Here is a 25,389-nt window from a genome sequence, read left to right as displayed (position 1 = left end):
CCTCGTGCTACTCGGCCGAGGGTGCCGCACCCTCGTCCTCGCCGATGGTCTCGGCAGCGCCCTCGGCGGTCTCGTCGACGACCACGTCGCCGTCGACCTCCTCCGCCTCGCGCCCCGCCTCGGCGTTACGAGCGATGCCGACCACGGCATCGCGCTTGCCCAGGTTGATCAGTTGGACGCCCATGGTGTCACGGCCCGTCTCCCTGACCTCGTTGACTCGCGTACGAATCACACCGCCGCCCAGCGTGATGGCGAGGATCTCGTCGGTCTCCTCGACCACCAGCGCGCCGACGAGCGAGCCGCGGTCCTCCACGATCTTGGCGGCCTTGATACCGAGGCCGCCGCGACCCTGGACGCGGTACTCGTCGACGGCAGTCCGCTTCGCGTACCCGCCGTCGGTGGCAGTGAACACGAACGTACCGGTTCGAACAACATTCATCGAGAGCAGCTCGTCTCCCTCGCGGAAGCTCATGCCCTTGACGCCGGAGGTGGCACGTCCCATCGGGCGCAGCGACTCGTCCGTGGCCGTGAACCGGATCGACTGTGCCTTCTTGCTGATCAGAAGCAGATCGTCGTCCGCCGACACCAGCTCGGCTCCGATCAGCTCGTCGTCCGACCCGTCCTCCATCTGACGGAGGTTGATCGCGATGACGCCGCCGGAACGGGGTGAATCGTAATCCTTCAGAGGCGTCTTCTTCACCAGACCCGCCTTTGTGGCGAGCACGAGGTACGGCGCCGCCTCGTAGTCGCGGATCGCGAGGATCTCGGCGATCGCCTCGTCCGGCTGGAAGGCCAGCAGGTTCGCCACGTGCTGGCCGCGCGCGTCCCGGCCGGCGTCGGGAAGCTCGTACGCCTTCGCCCGGTAGACGCGGCCCTTGTTGGTGAAGAACAGCAGCCAGTGGTGCGTCGTCGAGACGAAGAAGTGGTCGACGATGTCGTCTTCCTTGAGCTTCGTGCCGCGTACGCCCTTGCCGCCGCGCTTCTGCGCCCGGTAGTCGTCGGTCTTGGTGCGCTTGACGTAGCCGCCGCGCGTGACGGTGACCACGATGTCCTCTTCGGCGATGAGGTCCTCGATGGACATGTCACCGTCGTAGGGGATCAGCTTGGTCTTGCGGTCGTCGCCGTACTTCTCGACGATCGCCGCGAGCTCCTCGCTGACGATGCCGCGCTGGCGGACCGGGGAGGCGAGGATCTGGTTGTACTCGTTGATCTTCGCCTGCAGCTCGTCGTGCTCCTGGACGATCTTCTGGCGCTCCAGGGCGGCGAGCCGGCGCAGCTGCATCTCGAGGATGGCGTTGGCCTGGATCTCGTCGATCTCCAGGAGCTCCATCAGGCCCGTGCGTGCGACGTCGACGGTCTCACTGCGCCGGATCAGCGCGATGACCTCGTCGATGGCGTCCAGGGCCTTCAGCAGGCCGCGCAGGATGTGCGCGCGCTCCTCGGCCTTGCGCAGGCGGAACCGCGTGCGGCGGACGATGACCTCGATCTGGTGCGTCACCCAGTGGCGGATGAACGCGTCCAGGGAGAGCGTGCGCGGGACACCGTCGACGAGCGCCAGCATGTTGGCGCCGAAGTTCGTCTGCAGGTCCGTGTGCTTGTAGAGGTTGTTCAGGACGACCTTGGCGACCGCGTCGCGCTTCAGCACGATGACCAGGCGCTGGCCGGTACGGGACGACGACTCGTCGCGGACGTCGGCGATGCCGCCGATCTTGCCGTCCTTCACCAGGTCGGCGATCTTCTGCGCGAGGTTGTCGGGGTTGGTCTGGTACGGCAGCTCCGTGACCACCAGGCACTGGCGGTTCTGGATCTCCTCGACCTCGACGACCGCGCGCATGGTGATGGAGCCGCGGCCCGTGCGGTACGCCTCCTCGATGCCCTTGCGGCCCACGACGAGGGCGCCCGTCGGGAAGTCGGGGCCCTTGATGCGCTCCATGAGCGCGTCCAGCAGCTCCTCGTGCGAGACGTCCGGGTTCTCCAGGTACCACTGGGCGCCGGCCGCGACCTCGCGCAGGTTGTGCGGCGGGATGTTGGTGGCCATGCCGACCGCGATACCGGCCGAGCCGTTGATCAGCAGGTTCGGGAAGCGGGCCGGCAGGACGGTCGGCTCCTGGGAGCGGCCGTCGTAGTTGTCCGTGAAGTCGACGGTCTCCTCGTCGATGTCACGGACCATCTCCATCGACAGCGGCGCCATCTTGCACTCGGTGTAGCGCATGGCCGCCGCCGGGTCGTTGCCCGGAGAGCCGAAGTTGCCGTTGGAGTCGACCAGCGGCATCCGCATCGACCACGGCTGGGCGAGCCGCACCAGGGCGTCGTAGATCGAACTGTCGCCGTGGGGGTGGTAGTTGCCCATGACGTCGCCGACCACGCGGGCGCACTTGTAGAAGCCGCGCTCGGGGCGGTAGCCGCCGTCGTACATGGCGTACAGGACGCGGCGGTGGACGGGCTTGAGGCCGTCGCGGACGTCCGGCAGCGCACGCGAGACGATGACGGACATCGCGTAGTCGAGGTACGAGCGCTGCATCTCCGTCTCGAGCCCGACGGGCTCGACACGCATCGCGAGTTCGCCGCCCTCTTCAGGGGTGACGGGAGTGTTCTCGTCGGTCATTGCTGGTGAAGATCCTTCCTGGTGCGGTCAGCTGAGACCGACTCAGATGTCGAGGAAGCGGACGTCCTTGGCGTTGCGCTGGATGAACTGGCGGCGGGCCTCGACGTCCTCGCCCATGAGGACCGAGAACAGGTCGTCGGCCTGGGCGGCGTCGTCGAGGGTGACCTGCCCGAGGACCCGGTGCTCCTGGTCCATCGTGGTGACGCGCAGTTCCTCGGCGTTCATCTCGCCGAGACCCTTGAAGCGCTGGATGGAGTCCTCGCGGACGCGCTTGCCGCGCTGGCGGCCCATCTCGATCAGCGCGTCGCGCTCGCGGTCCGAGTAGGCGTACTCGACGTCGTCCCGGCCCCACTTGATCTTGTACAGCGGGGGGCGGGAGAGATACACGTGTCCGGCCTCGACCAGCGGCCGCATGAAGCGGAACAGGAAGGTCAGCAGCAGGGTGCTGATGTGCTGGCCGTCGACGTCGGCGTCCGCCATCAGGATGATCTTGTGATAGCGGAGCTTCTCGATGTCGAAGTCCTCGTGCACGCCGGTGCCGAAGGCGGAGATCAGCGCCTGGATCTCCTGGTTCTGCAGGATCTTGTCGATCCGCGCCTTCTCGACGTTGAGGATCTTGCCTCGGATCGGGAGGATCGCCTGGTACTGCGGGTTGCGGCCGGACTTGGCCGAGCCGCCGGCGGAGTCACCCTCGACGATGAAGATCTCGCACTTGGTGGGGTCGTTCGACTGGCAGTCGGAGAGCTTGCCCGGCAGGGACGCCGTCTCCAGCAGGCCCTTACGACGCGTCAGGTCACGGGCCTTGCGGGCCGCCACGCGCGCGGTGGCCGCCTGGATGCCCTTGCGGACGATGTCCGCGGCCTCGACCGGGTTGCGGTCCAGCCAGTCGTTGAGGTGCTCGTAGACCGCCTTCTGCACGAAGGTCTTGGCCTCCGTGTTGCCCAGCTTGGTCTTGGTCTGGCCCTCGAACTGCGGCTCGCTCAGCTTCACCGAGATGATCGCGGTCAGACCCTCGCGGATGTCGTCACCCGTGAGGTTGTCGTCCTTCTCGCGCAGCAGCTTCTTGTCGCGCGCGTACTTGTTGACCAGGTTGGTCAGCGCCGCGCGGAAGCCCTCTTCGTGCGTACCGCCCTCGTGCGTGTGGATGATGTTGGCGAAGGAGTACACGCCCTCGCTGTAACCGCTGTTCCACTGCATCGCGACTTCGAGGGACAGGCTCCTGTCCTTGTCCTCGGCCTCGAGGTCGATCACCGTCGGGTGCACCACGTCTCCCTTGCGGGAGTTGAGGTACTTCACGAAGTCGACGATGCCGCCTTCGTAGTGGTACGTGACGGTCTTGACCTCGGCGGTCTCGTCCGCGCCCGCCTCGTCGGCTCCGAACGTGGCCTTCGCCGACTCGCGCTCATCAGTGAGTTTGATCGTCAAACCCTTGTTGAGGAACGCCATCTCCTGGAAACGCCGGGAGAGCGTTTCGAAGGAGTAGTCGGTGGTCTCGAAGATGTCGCCGTCCGCCCAGAACGTGACCGACGTGCCGGTCTCCTCCGTGGCCTCGTGCTTGGCGAGCGGGGCCGTGGGCACGCCCATCTTGTAGTCCTGCGTCCAGCGGTGACCGTCGGTCCTGACCTCGACGGCAACCTTCGAGGACAGCGCGTTCACGACGGAGACACCCACGCCGTGCAGACCACCGGAGACCGCGTAGCCACCGCCGCCGAACTTGCCGCCCGCGTGCAGCACGGTCAGCACGACCTCAAGGGCCGGCTTGTTCTCGGAGGGGACGATGCCCACCGGGATGCCGCGGCCGTTGTCGACGACCCGGACGCCGCCGTCGGCGAGGATCGTCACGTCGATGGTGTCCGCGTGGCCGGCCAGCGCCTCGTCGACGGAGTTGTCGACGACCTCGTACACGAGGTGGTGCAGCCCTCGCTCACCGGTCGAGCCGATGTACATACCGGGCCGCTTGCGGACCGCGTCCAGACCCTCGAGGACGGTGATGGCGCTGGCGTCGTACGAGGCGGTGACCTCGCCGTTCGACGAGGTCGCCGCGGCGTCGGTGGACGGGATGTTCTCGTTGGGGTTGCCGGAATCGGCCACGAAGCGCCCTTTCTGGCACAGCACGAGCCGGGCTCCTTGAGGTGCCCCCTTTGCGGGAGGGTGCCGGAGCGGCTGCGGCATGTTGCGTTGGTAAGCCTTGATCAGCGTTGCTCAGCTTTTCCCGGACGGTCCCCACGATTGGGGCGGGATTACTTCCAGTCTACCGGTAGCGCCGACAGTGATGGGGGTTTGCCGGTACCTGAGTCCGCACGTACCGCCCTGAACCGGCCTCGGCCGACTCCCCATATGCGGAACGGGGCTCCGAGAGGCTCACAGCGGCACTCAGCGCTTCGGACTGTCAACCTTCAGCTACTGAGTCGCCACCGAGCCGAAGCGGGACCGTAATACCCCTTATGTCCACATGCCTCGAAGGCCCGCACCCGACCCCCGGAAGCGGACATTTCACCCCCGACATGAATAAGTGCCGCAATATTAATTTAGCGGCACGCGACGCGACACCGTCCAAACCGCGGCGCTCCGACGAGCTGAGCCTTCAAAGACGGCCCACCTGAAAAATAAATTTGCCAGCCCATCGCAGCCTGTTACGGTTGGAACACCGTAAAGAGATTGCGGAAATTTAGCTCAACGTTTAACGAAACGGCAGGTAAAGTGAAGGTTCGAAAGGCGTCTGTGGTCAAGGCGGGAATCATCGTCGGCTCGGCGGCTCTGGTGCTGGGTACGGCGACGAACTCCTGGGCGGCCGGCGATCCCATTACGGTCAAGACCACGGACGACAACCCGGGCGGCTGGGCCACCTTCTGGCCCAACGGGGACAAGTTCACCGTCACTGACCACCAGGCCGATGGCCTGCGAGCCTCTGGCTACATACGGTTCAACGGCACCACCCACCGTCTGGACGATGCCAACGGGGCCAGCACCGGTTCCTCCTCGGGCTCGGTGTCACGCATTTTCTCGATCGCGGAAGAGACCAAGGTCGAGATCAAGGTCTGCCTCCGTAACGGAGCCGATGGAGCGCCTCAGTTCTGCAGCGGATGGCGTGCCGCACTGGCCTAGCCAGTTGTCGGACCCGACGCTGCACAAATGATTTGGGCGGTGGCGGCTCCGGCTAAGCACTCATGGGGGGCCTGTAATTGGTGTGCCGCAGGCCCCCTGTTCGTTGCCAGAATTCCCCTGGCCCGCCGCCACGACGCAAAACTCCGCTGCGGAAACGGCCGTCCGGCGCTTGACGACCTGGAATTCCAGAATATTTTCGGGGGTCTGCCCTACCCGTAGGTGTCGCCGGGCCCCGTGCTGCCCGGAGCTCGCAGCGGTCCGTAGCGGCGGGCGGGGCCACCGGGACCCTGCACTCTGATCTGCCGCACCGCACCATGACCGAGGTCCTCGTTGAGCCGGGCGACCAGCGTCGGCGCGAGCAGCCGCAGGTTCGTCGCCCAGGCCGTCGAGTCGCACCGCACGACCAGGACCCGCTCGTCCTCGTCGTACTTCTCCGGCACACAGTGCTTGGCGACGTCCTCACCCACGATCTGCGGCCAGCGCCCCATCACCCCGCCCACCGCGGCCGGCGTCTCCCAGCCGCGCTCGGTGATGAGCCTGTTGATGGCGGAGCCGAGCGCCATCGGGTCGCGTCCGTCGGCCCGCGCGCCGGAGCGGAGCCCTCCGCGCCGCGCCTGCTTCTTCTGCCGTGCCGCGTCCCCACGCGCCCGTGCCTGCTCCTTGGCCGCCCGAAGCGCCACACGCGCGAGGTCGACCCCGGAGGGCTCGGGCGTCTTCGGAGCGCTCACCGGCGGCTCCTCGGCCGGGCTCTCGCTCATACGCGCTCCACCGCACCCTCCGACACGGAGTACCGCACTCCGGACAGCACGTCCGGCACGTCGTCATCGACCGCGGCGGTCACCAGCACCTGCTCACCGGGCGCGACCAGCTCGGCCAGGCGCTCACGGCGGCGGCTGTCCAGTTCGGCGAACACATCGTCGAGAACCAGCACCGGCTCATTGCCCTCCGCCCTCAGCAGGTCGTACGAGGCCAGACGCAACGCCAGCGCGTACGACCAGGACTCACCATGGGAGGCATATCCCTTGGCGGGCAGCTGACCGAGTCTGAGAAGCACATCGTCCCGATGCGGGCCCACGAGGGTGACACCCCGCTCGATCTCCTGCTTACGGGCATCGGCGAGCGCCGTCATCAGCTGCTCGAAGAGGTCCTCACGCGTGTGTGCCTCGCCCGGGGCCGACGGCTTGTAGTCCAGCGCGACGGGGCCGCCACCGGGTGCCAGTTGCTCGTACGCCTTGTCGGCGAGCGGCTGGAGCGCCGCGATCAGATCGAGGCGCTGGGCGAGCAACTCGGCGCCCGCGCGCGCGAGATGCTGATCCCAGACATCGAGCGTGGACAGGTCCATCGTGCGGCCGCCGTGGCGACGGGCCAGCGCGGCCGACTTCAGGAGGGTGTTGCGCTGCTTGAGCACCCGCTCGTAGTCCGAGCGGACGCCCGCCATGCGCGGGGAGCGGGCGGTGATCAGCTCGTCCAGGAACCGGCGCCGCTCACCCGGGTCGCCCTTGACCAGGGCGAGGTCCTCCGGGGCGAACAGGACGGTGCGTACGATTCCCAGCACGTCACGCGGTCTGACCTGCGAGGACCTGTTGATGCGGGCACGGTTCGCCTTGCCGGGGTTCAGCTCCAGTTCGACCAGTTGCTGCCGCTCGCCCTGCCGCACCTGTGCCCTGATGACCGCCCGCTCGGCGCCCATGCGGACGAGAGGGGCGTCGGAGGCCACCCGATGGCTGCCGAGGGTGGCGAGATAGCCGACGGCCTCGACGAGGTTCGTCTTGCCCTGCCCATTGGGCCCCACGAAGGCCGTGACGCCCGAGTCGAGCGGAACTTCGACCCGGGCGTACGAGCGGAAGTCGGCCAGCGACAGATGCGTGACGTGCATGGTCGTTTCGCCGACCTCCCCCAACGTGTGTGGTTCAACCGTCCCCAGCTGTGGACAACCGGGCCACCCAGGGTGCCAGATCGGCATCCCCAGGGTGTGGACTACTTCTTGTCGTGCCCGCGTTCGTGCGCGACGGGCTACTTCTTCTCGACCGCGTGGCCACCGAACTGGTTCCGCAGCGCCGCGATCATCTTCATCTGCGGAGAGTCCTCCTGGCGGGAGGCGAACCGCGCGAAGAGCGACGCGGTGATCGCCGGCAGCGGCACCGCGTGGTCGATGGCGGCTTCCACAGTCCAACGTCCCTCGCCCGAGTCCTGTGCATAACCCCGGAGCCCGTCCAGGTGCTCGTCCTCGTCGAGGGCGTTCACCGCGAGGTCCAGCAGCCAGGAGCGGATGACCGTGCCCTCCTGCCAGGAGCGGAAGACCTCCCGGACGTCGGTCACGGAGTCGACCTTCTCCAGCAGCTCCCAGCCCTCGGCATACGCCTGCATCATCGCGTACTCGATGCCGTTGTGGACCATCTTCGCGAAGTGGCCCGCGCCGACCTTTCCGGCGTGCACCGAGCCGAAGTCGCCCTCCGGCTTGAGGGCGTCGAAGATCGGCTGCACCTTGGCCACGTTCTCCGCGTCACCGCCGTACATCAGCGCGTAACCGTTCTCCAGGCCCCAGACGCCGCCGGAGACACCGCAGTCGACGAAGCCGATGCCCTTGGCCGCCAGCTCCTCGGCGTGCTTCTCGTCATCCGTCCAGCGGGAGTTCCCGCCGTCCACCACGACGTCACCGGGCTCCAGCAGCTCGGCCAGCTCATCGATCGTCGACTGGGTCGCGGCACCCGCCGGGACCATCACCCAGACCACACGCGGGCCCGAAAGCTTGCCCACAAGCTCTTCCAGGCTGTGGACATCCGCGAGGTCCGGATTGCGGTCGTATCCGACGACGGTGTGGCCCGCGCGGCGGATCCGCTCGCGCATGTTGCCGCCCATCTTGCCGAGGCCGACGAGACCGAGCTCCATCAGTTGTGTTCCTTAGGTTGCTGTGGCGTGTGAGGCACCTTCGTACCCACGTACGAGCCTAAACCCGGACGTCCGCGCACAGCTGTGGGCATACGCGCTCATACGTACACGCTCACCTGCGGGTTTTCCCACAGGCCGGGCCAGTTCCTCCCCGGCCTGTGGACAACTCGCGGCGATCTCCGGCGGCTCAGCCGCTCAGCCGCACCGGCATGATCAGGTACTTGTAGGCCTCGTCCGCCTCCGCGTCCAGCGCCGGCTTGCCGCTGAGCAGTGCGGGCTTGGTGGACGTCGTGAACGACAGCTGGGCCACCGGGGAGTCGATGGCGCTCAGGCCGTCCAGCAGGAACGTCGGGTTGAAGGCGATCGAGATGTCGTCGCCCTCCAGCTGGGCGTCCACCCTTTCCACAGCCTGTGCGTCGTCGCTGGAGCCGGCCTCCAGGATCAGCACCCCCTGCTCGAAGCTCAGCCGCACCGGGGTGTTGCGCTCGGCGACCAGGGCCACACGCTTGACGGCCTCCACGAAGGGGGCGGTCTCGATCACGGCGACGCTGTTGAACTCCGTCGGGAACAGCGTGCGGTACTTCGGGAGGTCGCCCTCCAGCAGCCGGGTCGTCGTACGGCGGCCCGCGCCCTCGAAACCGATCAGTCCCTCGCCCGCACCCGAGCCGGACAGCGCCAGCGTGACGCTGTCACCGCTGGTCAGCGCCTTGGCGGTGTCCAGGAGCGTCTTGGCCGGGACCAGGGCGACCGCGGAGGCCTCCGGGTTCTCCGGCTTCCACAGGAACTCGCGAACCGCGAAGCGGTAGCGGTCGGTGGACGCAAGCGTGACGGTGTCGCCCTCGATCTCGATGCGCACACCGGTCAGGACGGGCAGCGTGTCGTCACGGCCGGCGGCGATGGCCACCTGCTGCACGGCGGAGGCGAAGACCTCGCCCGGGACCGTCCCGGTCGCGTTCGGCATCTGCGGAAGGGACGGGTACTCCTCCACAGGCAGGGTGTGGAGTGTGAACCGCGAGGAGCCACAGACCACGGTCGCCCGTACACCGTCTGTGGAGATCTCCACCGGGCGGTTGGGGAGCGCGCGGGAGATGTCCGCGAGGAGGCGGCCGGAGACGAGGACCGTGCCCTCCTCCTCGACCTCGGCGTCGACGCTCACACGTGCGGAGACCTCGTAGTCGAAGCTGGACAGGCTCAGCTGACCGTCGTCGGCCTTGAGGAGGAGGCCGGCGAGGACAGGCGCCGGCGGACGGGCCGGGAGGCTGCGCGCCGCCCAGGCCACGGCCTCCGCGAGTACGTCGCGTTCCACCCGGATCTTCACTGTTGCCGCCTCCTGCTGTTGCCGGCGCTTCTCGGCCTGCCTGGCTTCGTCGTCTGTCTCGGTGTCGTCGGCCCCGATGCGGGGAAGGACACCGGGAACAGTCTGACGCACCCCACTGACAGTAGGTGCCTCTCGGGGTCAAGTCGTGACGAGGGGCAGCCGGGAGCCGGACAGCGAGTTGTGCACAGGACCCCCTTCGAAACGAATTCCCCGCTCTCTCTAGTCGGGAGTAGTAGTAGGGCCTGTGGATACCGTGGATAACCTCGTTTGCCCAGGTCAGAGCGGAGATTTTGTCCACCGGCCCTGTGGGCGGAAGCAGTGGACAACCGGGTGTCTCTGTGGAGAACAGAAAGTTCTGCACACCCCATGCACAGCCTGAGGCGACTTCTCCCCAGCGCCGTCCCCAGGTTTACCCAGCTTTCCCACAGGGCAGTCCGGCACCTTCATGTGACGCCTTTCACTCGACCCGGTGAGCAGGCGCGTCGGGTTGCCGAACAGTGGACAGCCATGTGGAGAAGCTGGGGATCACTGGGGACAACTGGCCCCAGCCTGTGGGTTGCCGGTGGACAACTCGATGCACAGCCTGTGGATCTTTTCGCTGTCCACAGTCTGTGGAGATCGTTCGTCCACGAATCCACAAGTGGCTGACCTGGTCTGATGGTCCTTCAACAGGCCGGCCTGTGGACACAGTCTGGACAACTCCCCGGTCCCCAGGATGTGGACGGGAGAAAGTCACCAAATCTGTGGAGAGCGGCCGTAACCCTGCAGTTAATCGAACAGTGGGTGTCCGTACGTACGGGTCGCGGATGACGAAAGGGCGCCCCGGGAGTCCTCCCGAGGCGCCCTCAGCGGCGTACGACGGTGGCGGTCAGCCGTTCTTGATGCGGTTCGTGAGCTCGGTGACCTGGTTGTAGATGGAGCGCCGCTCGGCCATCAGATTGCGGATCTTGCGGTCCGCGTGCATGACGGTCGTGTGGTCGCGGCCGCCGAAGAGCGCGCCGATCTTCGGCAGTGAGAGGTCGGTCAGCTCACGGCACAGGTACATGGCGATCTGCCGGGCGGTCACCAGGGCGCGTCCTCGCGAGGTGCCGCACAGGTCCTCGACCGTGAGCCCGAAGTAGTCGGCGGTCGCGCCCATGATGGCCGTCGAGGTGATCTCCGGGGCGGAGTCCTCCCCTCCGGGGATCAGGTCCTTCAGGACGATCTCTGTGAGGCCCAGGTCCACCGGCTGCCGGTTGAGCGAGGCGAACGCGGTCACCCGGATCAGTGCGCCCTCCAGCTCACGGATGTTGCGCGAGATGCGGGAGGCGATGAACTCCAGTACCTCGGGCGGGGCGTTGAGCTGTTCCTGCACCGCCTTCTTGCGCAGGATCGCGATCCGGGTCTCCAGCTCGGGCGGCTGGACGTCGGTGATCAGGCCCCACTCGAAACGGTTCCGCAGCCGGTCCTCCAGCGTGACCAGCTGCTTGGGCGGCCGGTCGCTGGAGAGAACGATCTGCTTGTTGGCGTTGTGGAGCGTGTTGAAGGTGTGGAAGAACTCCTCCTGCGTCGACTCCTTGTCCGCGAGGAACTGGATGTCGTCGACGAGCAGGATGTCCATCTCGCGGTACCGCTTGCGGAAGCTGTCGCCCTTGCCGTCGCGGATGGAGTTGATGAACTCGTTGGTGAACTCCTCGGAGCTCACGTAGCGCACGCGCGTGCCGGGATACAGGCTGCGCGCGTAGTGCCCGATCGCGTGCAGCAGGTGCGTCTTGCCGAGCCCTGACTCCCCGTAGATGAACAGGGGGTTGTATGCCTTCGCCGGTGCTTCGGCGACGGCGACCGCGGCCGCGTGGGCGAAGCGGTTGGAGGCGCCGATGACGAACGTGTCGAAGAGGTACTTCGGGTTCAGTCGCGCGGTCGGCTCGCCGGGGCCGGGCGCCGGCGCGGGCTGCGCGGCGAGCGGGCCGGGGGCGCCGGTGGTGGGCAGGTTGGCGCCGACGGGGCCGCCGCGGTGCACATGGCCGGAGCCGGAGGGCGGCTCGGGCAGGTCGCGCCGGGCGCCCTGGTCGTAGTCGGCGCGCGGCTTGTCGTAGTCGGGCCGCTGCTGGTCGTAGTCCGGGCGGTGCTGGTCGTAGTCGGACCGGTGCGGCTCGTACTCGGGACGGTGCGGCTCGTAGTCGGTGCGGTGTCCGTCGTACGACGGCCGTTCCATCGGCTGCGGGCGGTAGTCCTGGGACGGGGGGCCGTAGGAGTCCTGTGCGTAGGACTCCTGCGACGGCGACGCGTAGGGGTCGCGCTCGGGGAAGCCGAGTCGTTGCTGCTGCCAGCCGTACTCGTCCTGCGTCGGGCGCGGCCAGCTCCCCGGGGCGGGCTCGGGACGCTGGTACTCGCTCGGGTAGGCCGGGCGGGCGGTGGGCAGAGGGTCGGTGGGAGTGCCGGGCCGCTGCTGGTCGTCCGCGCGGTGGCGGCCGTAGCTCTCGTACGAGGGGAGCTCGGGCTCCTCGTAGCGGGACTGCGGCGGGGCCGGGGGCGCCGGGGGCTCGCCGGCGGAGTCGTCGACGGTGATCGCGATGCGGATCGGGCGACCGCATTCGCGGCTCAGGGTCTCACTGACGACTGGGGCCAGGCGGCCCTCCAGTACGCCCTTCGCGAACTCGTTCGGTACGGCGAGCAGGGCGGTGTCGGCGACCAGGGCCAGGGGCTGGCAGCGCCGGATCCAGTGTTCGTCCTTGGCTTCCACACCCTGCCCGCGGCCCTCGCCGAGGAGCTGCTCCAGTACTCGTGGCCACACTGCGGCAAGATCGGCAGGTACGTCAGCCACAGGGCACGCTCTCTCACGGGTCCCACGTACGTGTGATGGTGGGACGGGTCGGGATTCACTTCGGGTGGAGCAAGAATCAAGGGGACAAGGGAACGAATCGGAGTCCAGTCACGGTAGTCAGGGCGACCGGTGCGGTTCAAGTTGTTGTCCCCAGCCTGTGGATAGTGTCCCTCCATGACCCTTGGTTTGACCGGATGGCGCAGCCGCGCGTACCGTAACCAGGTCGAGTTGTCGATGGCTGCTGCCGCCTGCCTCCGATGGGCACAGATCATGCAAGGTGATCGGTCAGCGGTGCACTCGGGCGTAACGCGAGCTACTCGTGGGCGCACGGTGACAGCCAGGACGGCACCCCGCAAACACCGATTTCTTTCTGGAGCCCCCGAGTGAGCAAGCGCACCTTCCAGCCGAACAACCGTCGTCGCGCGAAGACCCACGGCTTCCGGCTGCGTATGCGCACCCGTGCCGGCCGCGCGATTCTCGCGTCCCGCCGTAGCAAGGGTCGCGCCCGTCTGTCCGCCTGATCCCGGTCAGGTCATGCCGTCGTGCTGCCCACCGAGAACCGGCTGAGGCGGCGCGAGGACTTCGCGACCGCGGTACGACGAGGACGCAGGGCAGGACGCCAGCACCTCGTCGTCCATCTTCGTAGCGGTGCCACGGACCCGCACGCGCCTGGGGAGAGCGCTCCCCCGACGCGTGCGGGTTTCGTCGTGAGCAAGGCTGTGGGCGGCGCGGTCGTCCGTAACAAGGTGAAGCGCAGGCTTCGCCATCTGATGCGGGACCGAGTCGACCGGCTGCCCCCCGGTAGCCTGGTAGTCGTACGAGCGCTGCCCGGTGCGGGCGACGCCGACCATGCACAGCTGGCCCGAGACCTGGATGCCGCTCTGCAGCGGCTGCTGGGAGGGGGCGCGCGATGAAGTACCCACTACTGGCTCTGATCAAGCTGTACCAGTGGACGATCAGTCCGCTGCTCGGGCCGGTGTGCAAGTACTACCCGTCGTGTTCCCACTACGGCTTTACGGCGATCGACCGGCACGGTGCGATCAAGGGCACGGCGCTCACCGCCTGGCGCATCCTGCGGTGCAACCCGTGGTCGCTGGGCGGTGTGGACCATGTCCCGCCGCGCAAGCGCCCGCGGTGGCACGAGATGCTGCGCAACGCGTGGCGCGCACGCAAGGGCGGGCCCTCCGCCGCCGAAACGGCCACCGAGGAGAATGTTCCTTCGAGCCCGGCCGCAGAGACCCCGTCCCATGCCCAAGGAGCATGATTAGTGGACACGATTGCCAGCCTCTTCAGCTTCATCACGACACCCGTTTCCTGGGTCATCGTCCAGTTCCACAAGGTGTACGGCGCCCTCTTCGGCGATAACACCGGGTGGGCCTGGGGCCTGTCCATCGTGTCTCTGGTGATTCTGATCCGTATCTGCCTGATCCCGCTCTTCGTGAAGCAGATCAAGGCGACCCGGGCGATGCAGACGCTCCAGCCCGAGATGAAGAAGATCCAGGAGCGCTACAAGAACGACAAGCAGCGTCAGTCCGAAGAGATGATGAAGCTGTACAAGGAGACGGGTACCAACCCGCTCTCCTCGTGCCTTCCCATCCTGGCGCAGTCGCCGTTCTTCTTCGCTCTGTACCACGTGCTCAACAGCATCGCGACGGGCAAGACGGTCGGTGTCATCGACGAGCAGCTCTTGGCGAGCGCCCGTCAGGCACACATCTTCGGCGCTCCTCTTGCGGCGAAGTTCACGGACAGCTCCAGCAAGGTCGCCGAACTCGGTGCCTCGCTCACGGATGTCCGTGTGGTCACCGCGATCATGATCATCCTGATGTCTGCGTCGCAGTTCTACACGCAGCGCCAGCTGATGACGAAGAACGTCGACACCACGGTGAAGACGCCGTTCATGCAGCAGCAGAAGATGCTGATGTACATCTTCCCGATCATGTTCGCCGTCTTCGGTATCAACTTCCCGGTCGGTGTCCTCGTCTACTGGCTGACCACCAACGTGTGGACCATGGGTCAGCAGATGTACGTGATCCACAACAACCCCACCCCGGGTTCCAAGGCCCAGGCCGCGTACCTGGAGCGTCTCACCAAGCACGTCACGCACCGCGGCAAGGTCGGCCGGCGTCGGGACAGGGTCTACATCAAGGCCATCGTGGTCAAGGGGCGCGACCGCAACGAGTACGAGCGCAAGTTCATCAACGGTCTGAGCAAGGCGGGCTTGGCCGCCCAGCCCGACGGCACCGTGGTGAAGAGCGAGGGTGCTGTCGCCACCGTGGCTGAGGACGGTACGCCGACCACCGCCGGCACCCCCAAGCGCCAGCAGCCCAAGCGGCAGAGCAAGTCCCAGCGTCAGTCCGGCACCACGAAGCCGGCTGGTGAGGCGACGTCGCTGCAGAAGGCCGACGAGCCCGACGACGCCAAGCCCGGTGCTGCCAAGAAGGCGGCTCAGAAGCCCGGCGGCGGAACCCGCAGCAAGGCCCAGTCCGGGCAGCGCAAGGGCGGTCCGCAGCGTCCCAAGTCCCCGTCCAAGAAGTAAGAAGGAGCCCATCCCGTGACGGAAGGCACCACCTCCGCCGCCGCTGAGGGTGCAGACACCCTGACCCGCCTGGAGCAGGAGGGCGAGATCGCGGCGGACTACCTCGAGGGTCTGCTCGACATCGCCGATCTCGACGGCGATATCGACATGGACGTCGAGGCCGACCGCGCCGCTGTCTCGATCATCAGCGACGCGGGCAGCCGAGACCTGCAGAAGCTGGTCGGGCGTGACGGCGAGGTGCTGGAGGCGCTGCAGGAGCTCACGCGCCTGGCTGTGCACCGGGAGACCGGGGACCGTAGCCGGCTGATGCTGGACATCGCGGGCTACCGGGCCAAGAAGCGCGCTGAGCTGTCCGAGCTGGGCGCCAAGGCCGCGGCCGAGGTCAAGAGCACCGGTGAGCCCGTGAAGCTGAAGCCGATGACGCCGTTCGAGCGCAAGGTCGTGCACGACGCGGTCAAGTCCGCTGGGCTGCGCAGCGAGTCCGAGGGCGAGGAGCCCCAGCGGTTCGTCGTTGTGCTGCCTGCCTGATCGGCTCGTTCGTTTTCCCGGCCCCGTCTGCCCGCAGGCGGGGCCGAACTTTGTCAGCCTGATAGTTCTGGTGGTTTCGGTGTCGGCGCCGGGTGCGCCGCGCGGTACGGAAGGACGGTCCCCTCGTGACGGAGGCAGCGGAGCTTCCCCCTGTGCCCGAACAGGCACGTGAGGTGTTCGGCGATCGGTTCGCTGATGCGGTCCGTTACGCCGAACTGCTTGCCGAGGCGGGTGTGCAGCGCGGCCTGATCGGTCCACGCGAGGTTCCCCGCCTGTGGGAGCGGCATCTGCTGAACTGCGCTGTGCTCTCCGAGGTCGTTCCCGAGGGTGTGACAGTGTGCGACGTCGGCTCTGGCGCCGGCCTGCCCGGCATTCCTCTGGCGCTGGTCCGGGAAGACCTGAAGATCACGCTGCTGGAGCCTCTGCTGCGGCGTACGAACTTCCTCACGGAGGTCGTGGAGCTGCTGGGGCTGGACCATGTGACGGTCGTCCGTGGGCGGGCCGAGGAGGTCATGGGGAAGCTGCCGCCGGTGCATGTGGTGACCGCGCGTGCGGTGGCACCGCTGGACCGGCTGGCCACGTGGGGGATCCCGCTGCTGCGCCCCTATGGCGAGATGCTCGCTCTCAAGGGCGACACGGCGGAGGAGGAGCTGAAGAGTGCGGGCACCGCCCTGAGCAAGCTCGGTGCCGTGGAGACGTCGATCCTGCATGTCGGTGAGGGCGTGGTGGATCCGCTGTCGACGGTCGTGAGGGTCGAGGTCGGGGAAAGTCCGGGCGGTGTGCGTTTCGCGGCCAAGAGGGCCAAGGCGGCTCGCACGGGACGGGCGCGTCGTCGCCGCTGATCCGTCCTGACGACGAGACGTACTCCACACAAGCTGCCAAACCCGTGTGGGCCGGAGTGTCGCGACAGTTCGACCACCGCTGCTGTGCATCGTGTTTCACGTGAAACGTCGCTCACTGCTGCACGGCATCATCAGTCGCGGCCGCGCTGCGGCCGAACCCCGGGACCGCAAGCCTCTCGGTGCCCTTGGGGAGGGTGTGCCCAATGACCCTCCGTCCTCCCTGAGGGGCACGGAGTTGTCCACAGAGGTGGATTTCTCCACAGAACACCAGGCCTCACTGGTTCACGACCCCGAAGACATGGGAGGCTCTGTTCATTGCGAGCCTGAAGTCGAGGAGAGTGAATCCTTGCGGTCCGACGCCAACATCGCGGGACCGATGACCGATCCGGTCCCCGGTCCCCGAACCGAGTCGCTGGGGGACGATGTTTCACGTGAAACACCGCCCCCGATGGACGACACTCCCATCGGTCGTGCTGCCCAAATGGCGGTGGAAGCTCTAGGCCGCGCCGGCGAGGGTCTACCACGGCCCGAGCAGACCCGCGTCATTGTGGTCGCCAACCAGAAGGGAGGCGTGGGCAAGACGACGACGACCGTCAACCTTGCCGCGTCGCTGGCTCTTCATGGCAGCCGTGTGCTGGTCATCGACCTCGACCCGCAGGGCAATGCGTCCACTGCCCTGGGGATCGACCACCACGCCGAAGTCCCTTCCATCTACGACGTGTTGGTCGAGAGCAGGCCGCTCGCAGAAGTCGTTCAGCCGGTCCCGGATGTCGAGGGTCTCTTCTGTGCCCCTGCCACGATCGATCTCGCCGGTGCGGAGATCGAGCTGGTGTCCCTGGTGGCGCGTGAGAGCCGACTTCAGCGGGCGATTCAGGCGTACGAACAGCCGCTGGACTACATCCTCATCGACTGTCCGCCCTCGCTCGGTCTGCTCACGGTCAACGCGCTGGTGGCCGGGCAGGAGGTCCTCATCCCGATCCAGTGCGAGTACTACGCGCTGGAGGGCCTGGGTCAGCTGCTGCGTAACGTCGACCTGGTGCGGGGGCACCTCAACCCCGCCCTGCACGTCTCGACGATTCTTCTCACCATGTACGACGGCCGGACGCGACTTGCCTCCCAGGTCGCGGACGAGGTACGCAACCACTTCGGCGACGAGGTGCTGCGGACGAGCATTCCCCGCTCGGTCCGTATCTCCGAGGCGCCGAGCTACGGACAGACGGTGCTGACCTACGATCCAGGATCGAGCGGTGCCCTGTCTTATCTTGAGGCGGCACGAGAGATCGCGCTGAAGGGTGTCGGCGTCAGTTACGACCCGACGCACGCCCATATCGGCGCCCAGAGCAACCCGAGCATGGTGGAGGGAATTCAGTGAGCGAGCGACGGAGGGGTTTGGGCCGTGGTCTCGGCGCGCTGATCCCCGCTGCACCGACGGAAAAGACGGTCACGCCGTCTGCGGTGGGCGGCTCCGCTTCCTCATCGCCGGCCGCCGTCCCGGTGCTGACCGATCGCGGAGTTGCCGCGGCCAAGGTGGCCACGCTGCCGCCTGTTTCACATGAAACCGACGAGCTGTCGTCGCACGGTTCCGTGGAGATGTCCGCGTCTGTCCTGGGTGCTCACTTCGCGGAGATCCCCCTTGAGGAGATCACGCCGAACCCGCGGCAGCCTCGTGAGATCTTCGACGAGGACGCTCTGCAGGAACTCGTCACGTCCATCAAGGAGGTCGGCCTCCTCCAGCCGATCGTCGTACGGCAGCTCGGTCCCTCGCGGTACGAGCTCATCATGGGCGAGCGGCGCTGGCGGGCCTGCCGCGCGGCCGGCCTCGAAGCCATTCCGGCGATCGTACGGGCCACTGACGACGAGAAGCTCCTTCTGGACGCGCTCCTGGAGAATCTGCACCGTGCTCAGCTGAACCCGATCGAAGAGGCAGCGGCCTACGATCAGCTGCTGAAGGACTTCAATTGCACGCATGACCAGCTGGCCGACCGCATCGGCCGGTCCCGGCCGCAGGTCTCCAACACGCTGCGTCTGCTGAAGCTCTCCCCGAAGGTTCAGAACCGGGTGGCGGCCGGTGTGCTCTCCGCCGGCCATGCACGGGCGCTGCTCTCTGTCGAGGACCCGGAGGAACAGGAGCGGCTGGCCTACCGTGTGGTGGCCGAGGGGCTCTCCGTCCGGTCCGTCGAAGAGATCGTGACTCTGATGGGCTCCCGCCCGCAGAAGACCCAGCGTTCCAGGGGGCCGAGGGCCGGCTCCGTGCCTTCGCCGGCGCTGTCCGACCTTGCGACCCGGCTCTCGGATCGCTTCGAGACGCGGGTGAAGGTCGAGCTGGGCCAGAAGAAGGGCAAGATCACGGTCGAGTTCGCCTCTCCCGAGGACCTTGAGCGCATCCTCAGCACGCTGGCACCCGGCGAGAAGCTCGCCTTGCAGAAGAGCCTTCAGGGCGATGCCGTGGAGGAGACCGAGGTCTGAGGCGGTCGGCCGGGTTGTACCTCCGGCCGTTCCCCGTGCGGGCCGTGTCCGGTGTGTCCGGAACACGGCCCGCTCTTTTGCTTTCTGACGGTATCGATGGAATCACAAGGTGGATACGATGCGTTCGGGTATGGCGCATCCACTTGGCAGACCTCTTAGGGGAGGCGGGGTCCATGCGAATGGTGAGCCGCACCGGACTGGTGAGCGCGGGTCTCGGGCTGGGCGCGGTCGGCGGCTTCGTCGGCAGCCTGCTCAGAGAACGGAGCGCCCTGACAGCTGCTCGCGCTGCCGCGGGCGAAGGAAGCGAGGAACAGCCTTCATGGGGCGTCGGCTCGTACCGCTCACGCTGGACAACCTCCAGTGCCTTCCCAAGCGCTGCCGCTCGTGTGTCTTCTGGGAACTGGACCCGGTCAGCGGTGAAGCCGCGGTAAAAGCAGGCACGTCCGCGCTGGAGAAGGAAGCGTGGATCTCCGCCGTACTGCTGGACTGGGGCTCTTGCGGGCGGGTCGTCTACGTCGACGATGTCCCGGTGGGCTTCGTGCTCTACGCGCCTCCGGCGTACGTTCCCCGCTCGACGGCGTTCCCTACGAGTCCTGTGTCAGCGGACGCGGTTCAGTTGATGACGGCCTTCATCATGCCGGGCTACCAGGGCCAGGGGCTCGGTCGTGTGATGGTCCAGACGGTCGCCAAGGACCTGCTGCGGCGAGGCTTCAAAGCGATCGAGGCCTTCGGGGACGCTCGCTGGAAGGAGCCGGCCTGTGTGCTACCCGCGGACCATCTTCTGGCCGTGGGGTTCAAGACGGTCCGCCCCCACCCCACGTTTCCGCGTCTGCGACTGGAGCTGAGAACGACGCTGTCCTGGAAGGAAGACGTGGAGATGGCGATCGACCGGTTGCTGGGGGCCGTTCAGAAGGAGCCCGCGCTCAGGCCGCTGTGAAGTGAGCTACTCGCTCGCTGAAGGGCATCTCTGGAATGCGGCAGGGTGCTCCTCCACGTGAAATGGGCCAACCCTCACGGGTTGGCCCATTCGTGTTTCACGTGAAACATCACTCGGCGATGAAGTCCTCAAGGTCCCGAACGATCGCGGCCTTCGGCTTGGCGCCGACGATGGTCTTGGCGACCTCACCGTTCTGGTAGACGTTCAGCGTCGGGATGGACATGACGCCGTACTTGGCGGCCGTACCCGGGTTCTCATCGATGTTGAGCTTGACGATCTCGATCTTGTCGCCATACTCGGCGGCGATCGCCTCAAGGGACGGCGCGATCTGGCGGCACGGTCCGCACCAGGCGGCCCAGAAGTCCACCAGGACGGGCTTGTCGCTCTTGAGGACGTCCTGCTCGAAGGAGTCATCGGTCACGTTCTTCAGGGTGCCGGCCACGGCGGGCTCCTTAACTGTGTGGTGCGTGGGGCTGGTGAGGTGTGAGGGGAGGGTCAGGCAGGGGTCTTCTCGGGCTCGGGCTTCTCCTCGTCCGCGAGGGCCGCGAGGAAACGCTCGGCGTCGAGAGCGGCGGAGCAGCCGGTACCGGCCGCGGTGATCGCCTGGCGGTAGGTGTGGTCGACCACGTCGCCCGCGCCGAAGACACCGGTCACGTTGGTGCGGGTGGAGGGGGCGCTGACCTTGAGGTAGCCCTCCTCGTCCAGGTCCAGCTGGCCCTTGAACAGCTCGGTGCGCGGGTCATGGCCGATCGCGATGAACAGGCCCGTGACGGCCAGGTCCGAGAGCTCACCGGTCTTGACGTTGCGCAGCTTCAGCCCCGAGAGCTTCTGGTCGCCCTGGACCTCGGCGACCTCGCTGTCCCAGATGAACTTGATCTTCGGGTCGGCGAAGGCGCGGTCCTGCATCGCCTTGGAGGCGCGCAGGGTGTCACGGCGGTGGACGACGGTGACGGACTTGGCGAAGCGGGAGAGGAAGGTGGCCTCCTCCATCGCGGTGTCGCCACCGCCGATGACGGCGATGTCCTGATCCTTGAAGAAGAAGCCGTCGCAGGTGGCGCACCAGGAGACTCCGCGACCGGAGAGGGCGTCCTCGTTGGGCAGGCCGAGCTTGCGGTGCTGCGAGCCCGTGGCGACGATGACGGCCTTGGCGCGGTGAACCGTGCCCGCGGTGTCGGTGACGGTCTTGATGTCACCGCTCAGGTCGACGTTGACGATGTCGTCCGGGACGAGCTCTGCTCCGAAGCGTTCGGCCTGGGCGCGCATGTTGTCCATGAGCTCGGGGCCCATGATGCCGTCCTGGAAGCCCGGGAAGTTCTCCACGTCGGTGGTGTTCATGAGCGCACCACCAGCCGTGACGGCGCCTTCGAAGACCAGCGGCTTCAGCGACGCGCGCGCGGTGTAGAGCGCCGCCGTATACCCGGCGGGCCCGGAGCCGATGATGATCACGTTACGGACGTCGCTCACGGCTTGTTTCCTCGTCTCTGGACTGCGTCGTCGGACCGGGGGAGCCCCTTTCAGAACTCTCACCCCACCCAACGGATCCTAAGGGGCGTGCATTCCCACTGTGTCCGGGCACACGGCGGCTCCACACCGTAGGGGGTGCCAGCCATGAGGAAGAGAAACCGCGGGATTCTCAGCGACGTGTGTAGGAGTCCTTCAGAAGGACCTTGGCCGTGGTGGACGACGGCTCCTTCACACAGGTCGCGTCCACGATGTAGACATTGACCCGGCTGTCATCCATGGCTTCGGACATCACCACGAGCAGAGCGTCCTTCCCCTTGTAGACGCCTTCCTCGGTGGCGATCGCCGCGTCACTGCGGCCGATGCCCTTGCGGACGCAGTCGGGCACGGGGATATCGCGGAAGACCTGGGGACGCTTGGTGTCGGGCCCACCTTCCACGCCCATGCTGCGCTCCGGCTTACGAGGGCTACCGACGGAACTGTCGCTCTTGGCGAGGAGGTCGGTGACCTGCTTCTCCAGCTTGGCTGCGGAGAAGGTGTCGGCGCCGGTCTGGCCGCCGCCCGCTGAGGGGCCAGGACCTGAGCCGTTCATGAGCGAGGTCAGCAACACGGAGCCGAGGCCCAGGGCGGCGGCCGTGAAGGCGGCGCTCAGTACGGCGACCTTGCGTCGTCCGGCCTTCTTGCGCCCCTTTCGGCCCGGGCCGGTGGTGGAGGAACGGGGACGGCCCGTCGGACGGTCTGCCGTCACCGATGTTTCACGTGAAACATGTGCGCTGTCGTCAGTGCCAGCCGCTGAACCGGCTGTGTCGGCAGGCTGGGACGAGGCGGCCTCCTCGGACGCCGTGGCGTTGAGCAGAGCCTCCGCTGCGAGGGCGGCGTCGATGCGTTCCGCGACGTCGGTCGGCATGGGCGACGGACCCGGCAGCGTGCCGAGCAGTCCCCGGATCTCCTCCAGCGATGCATGGACATCGGCGCACAGTTCGCACTCGTCCAGATGCCGCCGTACGTCTGCGGTCCTGGACGGGGAAAGAAGGCCCTCGGTGAGGTCGGAGATCTCGGCGACGTCCGGGTGCCCGGCCGTGTCTGTCGTGGATGTCACGCTCGCCCACCTCCGCCCTTCACTGCGGCTGAATCACTCGGCCCGGTATCGCGGGAATCCGTGGCTTGCCCTGGGGCAGGCGGACCCGCTGCCGGTGGGACGGATGCCCCCTGCGTCCGGTTCCGCCTCTGGCCGGTGTCCTCGCCTTCTCGGGCGCTCTCCGGCCGTAGGTGGGTGAGGAGAGGCAGAAGTCTGGCTCTGCCACGTGCGCATCGACTCTTGATCGTGCCGGTGGGCACCTCCAGCACGCGGGCGGCCTCCGCAACCGGATATCCCTGCATGTCCACCAGGACGAGAGCCGCCCGCTGATCTGCCGGGAGCGTGCCGAGGGCCTCCAGCAGCTGCCGGTGCAGATCGTTGCGCTCCGCGGGGGCCGAGGCGGCCTCGTGCGGCTCCAGCAGTTGCTCAAGGCGCTCGGTGTCGTCGACGGGGGAGGTCTTCCGGGAGGCCGCCTTCCGGGCGCGGTCGAGGCAGGCGTTCACCGTGATCCGGTGCAGCCACGTCGTGACGGCCGACTGGCCACGGAAGGTGTGGGCGGCCCGGTAGGCGGAGACAAGAGCGTCCTGGACGGCGTCAGCGGCCTCCTCGCGGTCGCCCAGCGTCCGGAGGGCCACGGCCCACAGCCGGTCGCGATGACGGCGCACGAGCTCGCCGAAGGCGTCCGTGTCCCCCGCGACATGGCGCGCCAGAAGATCGGCGTCCGACAGATCGGCTCGGCTCGATCCGCTATCCACACTTATCCCCTGACTCCCTGAGGGAGGCAACCGCGATGCTGTCAACCCAACTCGTAAGCCTGAGCGACAGAATGCCACACAGCGGGCCGGATCGAGACAGCCGTACGGGACTCTCACCGGGAAGGGGATCTTGTCCGGATGCTGAGTCCCGGGCTGTCTCGGATTCCAACATCACTTATGTGTGCATGTGACTCGACCGCCCAGGCAAGAGCGAACCGAGTCGAGCGGGGGCGGAAGAGAATCGGCGCTACGTCACCCAGGACGAGGGTCGGCCATGGCCTGAACGGCGGGCCGACCCTGTCGGGTGGAACGTCAGCTGGTCACCTTGATGTCCTGGACCCTGCCGCGGAACTTGCCGTCGTCCGCCTGTATGGGCACCTCGGTCAGCCACATCAGCAGGTACCGGGACTTCAGAGCCTTGCCCGGCTTGAGCGTCACCGTCGAGCCGGAACCCTCGGCGACCTTGGTGTAGCTGTCGAACACCGTCGGCATCGCACCGGTGTCGCCGGATGCGGCACGCAGCTCGACGGAGGTGTTCCCCATGAAGGTGACGCTCACCTTGCCGACCTGCTGGACCTTGCCGAGATCGAGGATGACTCCGACACCCCGCTTCAGATTCCCGAACTTGGCGCCTGCGTAGTAGCTGGTCTGCCAGTACGAATTGACGTCCGCGTCGTAGACCTTGTCCACGTTCTCCGGATACTCCGAGCCGTCGGTGCCGAACGGGTCGAAGTCACGGGCGGCCTGTATGGCGATCGGCTTGCCGGCCGTCGGCTTCTTCACGTTCTTGTCGTCGCCGTCCGTCGTCTGCGTCCGGCCGGGGTCGTCCGACTTGGTGCCCTGGTCCATGAGCGCGTCCGCCAGCTGCCAACTGCCGAGCCCCAGGGCAGCGATGAGGAGGGCCGATACAGCCCACTTGAGTGCCTTGCCGGTGCGACTCTGCAGCGGGGGCGGCGGGGTCGGCACCGGCTGGGTGACGCCCGGGTGCGGTGCCTGCCGGCCGTACGTGCCCTGCTGGTACGTGGTGCGCTGGTAGTCCGGCGGCGCCGTGAACGCGGGCTCCGGCGGACGGATCCGGGGCATCTCGCCGACCGCCTTCACCAGTTCCTCCGGCGTCGTGCAGGCGGACTCGTGACGGGAGGCGGTCGCGCCGTTGTTGACCAGCGCACGCATGGTCAGTTCGGACAGGCCGCGGTGAACGCCGGCCCTCACCTGGTCGGGGGCGATCAGACCGACGTCCTTGGGCAGGCCGGACAGACCGTAGGCGTCGCTCTCGTACGGCCAGCGCTGGGTCAGCGCGGCGTACAGCAGAGCGCCGATGGCCTCCGTGTCGGTGCGCTGCGGGGTCTCGGAGCTGATGCCGCGAAGGGCGGCGTTCACCGCGAGACCGCGGATGCGCCACTGACCGGAGGACGTGCGCAGTACGGCGTTCGGGTTGAGGCGGAGGTGGGCCAGGCCCTCGCGGTGGGCGGCGGCCATCGCTGCGGACACCTGGGTGACCATCTGGTAGGCGTCGTACACCTCCAGCGGGCCGGAGGCGAGCAGCGTGGTCAGTTCGGTGGCGTCGGGGAGCCACTCATGAACGACGTAGACGAGGTCGTTCTCCTCGACGGCGTCCAGAACCTGGACGAAGCGGGGGTCGCCGAGCAGTGCTGAGGAACGGGCCGCGGCCAGCACGGAGCGGGCCCGGGCATGGTCGGCGGGCAGGACATGGACGCCTACGGCACGACGAAGCTTCTCGTCGACCGCACGCCAGCTGCTGAACCCGTCCAGACGGGTGACGCACTCCTCCAGCCGGTAGCGTCTGGCGAGCTTGTGGCCGCTGTGCAGTTCGGGTGGTGAGGCCTTTCCGGGACCCTCGGTCCCGCCACTCCCCTGTGCCTCGTCGGTGTCCGTGTCCCGCTCCCGATTCTTGGCCACCCCGTCGGCCGTGGACTGGTCCGCCTGAGCGGTCAGCGGCTCGTCACCGCTGTTGTCTGCCACGTCGACGGCAGCCGTGCTCCGTTCCGCCACCGTCGTTCCTGCCTCCCCATCCGTTGCGCGCTGTCCGACTCAGTGCGCGCCGT

General features: G+C 67.3%; 22 protein-coding genes. 10 read left to right on the top strand and 12 right to left on the bottom strand.

Annotation, left to right across the window (positions count from 1 at the left end; translation table 11 throughout):
- Positions 1–7 precede the first annotated feature (7 nt).
- Positions 8–2,605, bottom strand: a complete 2,598-nt coding sequence (gyrA, locus tag ACWCPI_RS12770) for a DNA gyrase subunit A (RefSeq protein ID WP_451038124.1) — start codon at positions 2,603–2,605, stop codon at positions 8–10.
- 42 nt (positions 2,606–2,647) lie between these two features.
- Positions 2,648–4,720 carry a DNA topoisomerase (ATP-hydrolyzing) subunit B gene (gyrB, locus tag ACWCPI_RS12765; RefSeq protein ID WP_388803432.1) on the bottom strand — a complete coding sequence of 691 codons (2,073 nt, stop codon included), beginning with the start codon at positions 4,718–4,720 and terminating at the stop codon, positions 2,648–2,650.
- Between the two features lie 606 nt (positions 4,721–5,326).
- Between gyrB and ACWCPI_RS12760 the strand changes: the two genes are divergently transcribed.
- Positions 5,327–5,710 carry a hypothetical protein gene (locus ACWCPI_RS12760; RefSeq protein WP_451038123.1) on the top strand — a complete coding sequence of 128 codons (384 nt, stop codon included), beginning with the start codon at positions 5,327–5,329 and terminating at the stop codon, positions 5,708–5,710.
- 209 nt (positions 5,711–5,919) lie between these two features.
- Here the strand turns inward: ACWCPI_RS12760 and ACWCPI_RS12755 are convergent, their stop codons facing one another.
- The 5 genes from ACWCPI_RS12755 to dnaA all read right to left on the bottom strand — a co-directional run bounded on the left by ACWCPI_RS12755 (position 5,920) and on the right by dnaA (position 12,720).
- A complete protein-coding gene (locus ACWCPI_RS12755) occupies positions 5,920–6,468 on the bottom strand; it encodes a DUF721 domain-containing protein (RefSeq protein ID WP_451038122.1) in 549 nt (182 codons plus the stop codon).
- Complete coding sequence (gene recF / locus ACWCPI_RS12750) at positions 6,465–7,586, bottom strand: DNA replication/repair protein RecF (protein WP_451038121.1); 1,122 nt, start codon at positions 7,584–7,586, stop codon at positions 6,465–6,467. The genes ACWCPI_RS12755 and recF overlap by 4 nt, the downstream gene beginning before the upstream one ends.
- A 137-nt stretch (positions 7,587–7,723) precedes the next feature.
- Positions 7,724–8,599 carry a phosphogluconate dehydrogenase (NAD(+)-dependent, decarboxylating) gene (gene gnd / locus ACWCPI_RS12745; protein ID WP_451038120.1) on the bottom strand — a complete coding sequence of 292 codons (876 nt, stop codon included), beginning with the start codon at positions 8,597–8,599 and terminating at the stop codon, positions 7,724–7,726.
- A 187-nt stretch (positions 8,600–8,786) separates the two neighbouring features.
- Positions 8,787–9,917 (bottom strand): DNA polymerase III subunit beta, encoded by a 1,131-nt coding sequence (gene dnaN, locus ACWCPI_RS12740; RefSeq protein ID WP_388804570.1) that lies wholly within the window; start codon positions 9,915–9,917, stop codon positions 8,787–8,789.
- An 868-nt stretch (positions 9,918–10,785) separates the two neighbouring features.
- Positions 10,786–12,720 carry a chromosomal replication initiator protein DnaA gene (gene dnaA, locus ACWCPI_RS12735; protein ID WP_451038119.1) on the bottom strand — a complete coding sequence of 645 codons (1,935 nt, stop codon included), beginning with the start codon at positions 12,718–12,720 and terminating at the stop codon, positions 10,786–10,788.
- 383 nt (positions 12,721–13,103) lie between these two features.
- Here dnaA and rpmH point away from each other — a divergent pair, with 383 nt between their 5' ends.
- From rpmH to ACWCPI_RS12690, 9 genes are all read left to right on the top strand, one after another.
- Positions 13,104–13,241 (top strand): 50S ribosomal protein L34, encoded by a 138-nt coding sequence (rpmH, locus tag ACWCPI_RS12730; RefSeq protein WP_003956500.1) that lies wholly within the window; start codon positions 13,104–13,106, stop codon positions 13,239–13,241.
- A 21-nt stretch (positions 13,242–13,262) separates the two neighbouring features.
- Positions 13,263–13,634 carry a ribonuclease P protein component gene (gene rnpA, locus ACWCPI_RS12725; RefSeq protein ID WP_007492554.1) on the top strand — a complete coding sequence of 124 codons (372 nt, stop codon included), beginning with the start codon at positions 13,263–13,265 and terminating at the stop codon, positions 13,632–13,634.
- The gene (yidD, locus tag ACWCPI_RS12720) at positions 13,631–13,984 is read left to right on the top strand and encodes a membrane protein insertion efficiency factor YidD (protein WP_019758624.1); all 354 of its coding nucleotides are present in this window, start codon (positions 13,631–13,633) and stop codon (positions 13,982–13,984) included. The genes rnpA and yidD overlap by 4 nt, the downstream gene beginning before the upstream one ends.
- Before the next feature lie 3 nt (positions 13,985–13,987).
- Positions 13,988–15,256 carry a membrane protein insertase YidC gene (yidC, locus tag ACWCPI_RS12715; RefSeq protein WP_451038118.1) on the top strand — a complete coding sequence of 423 codons (1,269 nt, stop codon included), beginning with the start codon at positions 13,988–13,990 and terminating at the stop codon, positions 15,254–15,256.
- A 15-nt stretch (positions 15,257–15,271) separates the two neighbouring features.
- Positions 15,272–15,784, top strand: a complete 513-nt coding sequence (locus tag ACWCPI_RS12710) for a Jag family protein (RefSeq protein ID WP_388803412.1) — start codon at positions 15,272–15,274, stop codon at positions 15,782–15,784.
- A 125-nt stretch (positions 15,785–15,909) separates the two neighbouring features.
- On the top strand, positions 15,910–16,626 hold the full coding sequence (gene rsmG / locus ACWCPI_RS12705) for a 16S rRNA (guanine(527)-N(7))-methyltransferase RsmG (RefSeq protein ID WP_451038117.1): 717 nt from the start codon (positions 15,910–15,912) through the stop codon (positions 16,624–16,626).
- Between the two features lie 298 nt (positions 16,627–16,924).
- A complete protein-coding gene (locus ACWCPI_RS12700; RefSeq protein ID WP_451038221.1) occupies positions 16,925–17,998 on the top strand; it encodes an AAA family ATPase in 1,074 nt (357 codons plus the stop codon).
- A complete protein-coding gene (locus ACWCPI_RS12695) occupies positions 17,995–19,092 on the top strand; it encodes a ParB/RepB/Spo0J family partition protein (RefSeq protein WP_451038116.1) in 1,098 nt (365 codons plus the stop codon). Before ACWCPI_RS12700 ends, ACWCPI_RS12695 begins: the two co-directional genes overlap by 4 nt.
- 319 nt (positions 19,093–19,411) lie before the next feature.
- Entirely contained in the window at positions 19,412–20,029 is a 618-nt protein-coding gene (locus tag ACWCPI_RS12690; protein ID WP_451038115.1) for a GNAT family N-acetyltransferase, read from the top strand.
- A 109-nt stretch (positions 20,030–20,138) separates the two neighbouring features.
- Here the strand turns inward: ACWCPI_RS12690 and trxA are convergent, their stop codons facing one another.
- From trxA to ACWCPI_RS12665, 5 genes are all read right to left on the bottom strand, one after another.
- Positions 20,139–20,471 (bottom strand): thioredoxin, encoded by a 333-nt coding sequence (trxA, locus tag ACWCPI_RS12685; protein WP_007492540.1) that lies wholly within the window; start codon positions 20,469–20,471, stop codon positions 20,139–20,141.
- A 53-nt stretch (positions 20,472–20,524) separates the two neighbouring features.
- On the bottom strand, positions 20,525–21,493 hold the full coding sequence (trxB, locus tag ACWCPI_RS12680) for a thioredoxin-disulfide reductase (RefSeq protein ID WP_451038114.1): 969 nt from the start codon (positions 21,491–21,493) through the stop codon (positions 20,525–20,527).
- A gap of 169 nt (positions 21,494–21,662) precedes the next feature.
- Positions 21,663–22,589, bottom strand: a complete 927-nt coding sequence (locus ACWCPI_RS12675; protein WP_451038113.1) for an anti-sigma factor family protein — start codon at positions 22,587–22,589, stop codon at positions 21,663–21,665.
- Entirely contained in the window at positions 22,586–23,323 is a 738-nt protein-coding gene (gene sigM / locus ACWCPI_RS12670; RefSeq protein ID WP_451038112.1) for an RNA polymerase sigma factor SigM, read from the bottom strand. The genes ACWCPI_RS12675 and sigM overlap by 4 nt, the downstream gene beginning before the upstream one ends.
- A gap of 312 nt (positions 23,324–23,635) precedes the next feature.
- Complete coding sequence (locus ACWCPI_RS12665; RefSeq protein ID WP_451038111.1) at positions 23,636–25,336, bottom strand: protein kinase family protein; 1,701 nt, start codon at positions 25,334–25,336, stop codon at positions 23,636–23,638.
- Positions 25,337–25,389 lie beyond the last annotated feature (53 nt).

The organism is Streptomyces sp. NPDC001920, from assembly GCF_053594495.1.
This window is presented reverse-complemented; position numbering and strand designations above follow the sequence as displayed.

Bases quoted from the DNA above. Each gene is read 5' to 3' on its own strand.
- gyrA (WP_451038124.1), bottom strand. From the start codon at position 2,605: ATGACCGACGAGAACACTCCCGTCACCCCTGAAGAGGGCGGCGAACTC.
- ACWCPI_RS12755 (WP_451038122.1), bottom strand. From the start codon at position 6,468: ATGAGCGAGAGCCCGGCCGAGGAGCCGCCGGTGAGCGCTCCGAAGACG.
- recF (WP_451038121.1), bottom strand. From the start codon at position 7,586: ATGCACGTCACGCATCTGTCGCTGGCCGACTTCCGCTCGTACGCCCGG.
- gnd (WP_451038120.1), bottom strand. From the start codon at position 8,599: ATGGAGCTCGGTCTCGTCGGCCTCGGCAAGATGGGCGGCAACATGCGC.
- yidD (WP_019758624.1), top strand. From the start codon at position 13,631: ATGAAGTACCCACTACTGGCTCTGATCAAGCTGTACCAGTGGACGATC.
- ACWCPI_RS12700 (WP_451038221.1), top strand. From the start codon at position 16,925: ATGGGAGGCTCTGTTCATTGCGAGCCTGAAGTCGAGGAGAGTGAATCC.
- ACWCPI_RS12690 (WP_451038115.1), top strand. From the start codon at position 19,412: ATGGGGCGTCGGCTCGTACCGCTCACGCTGGACAACCTCCAGTGCCTT.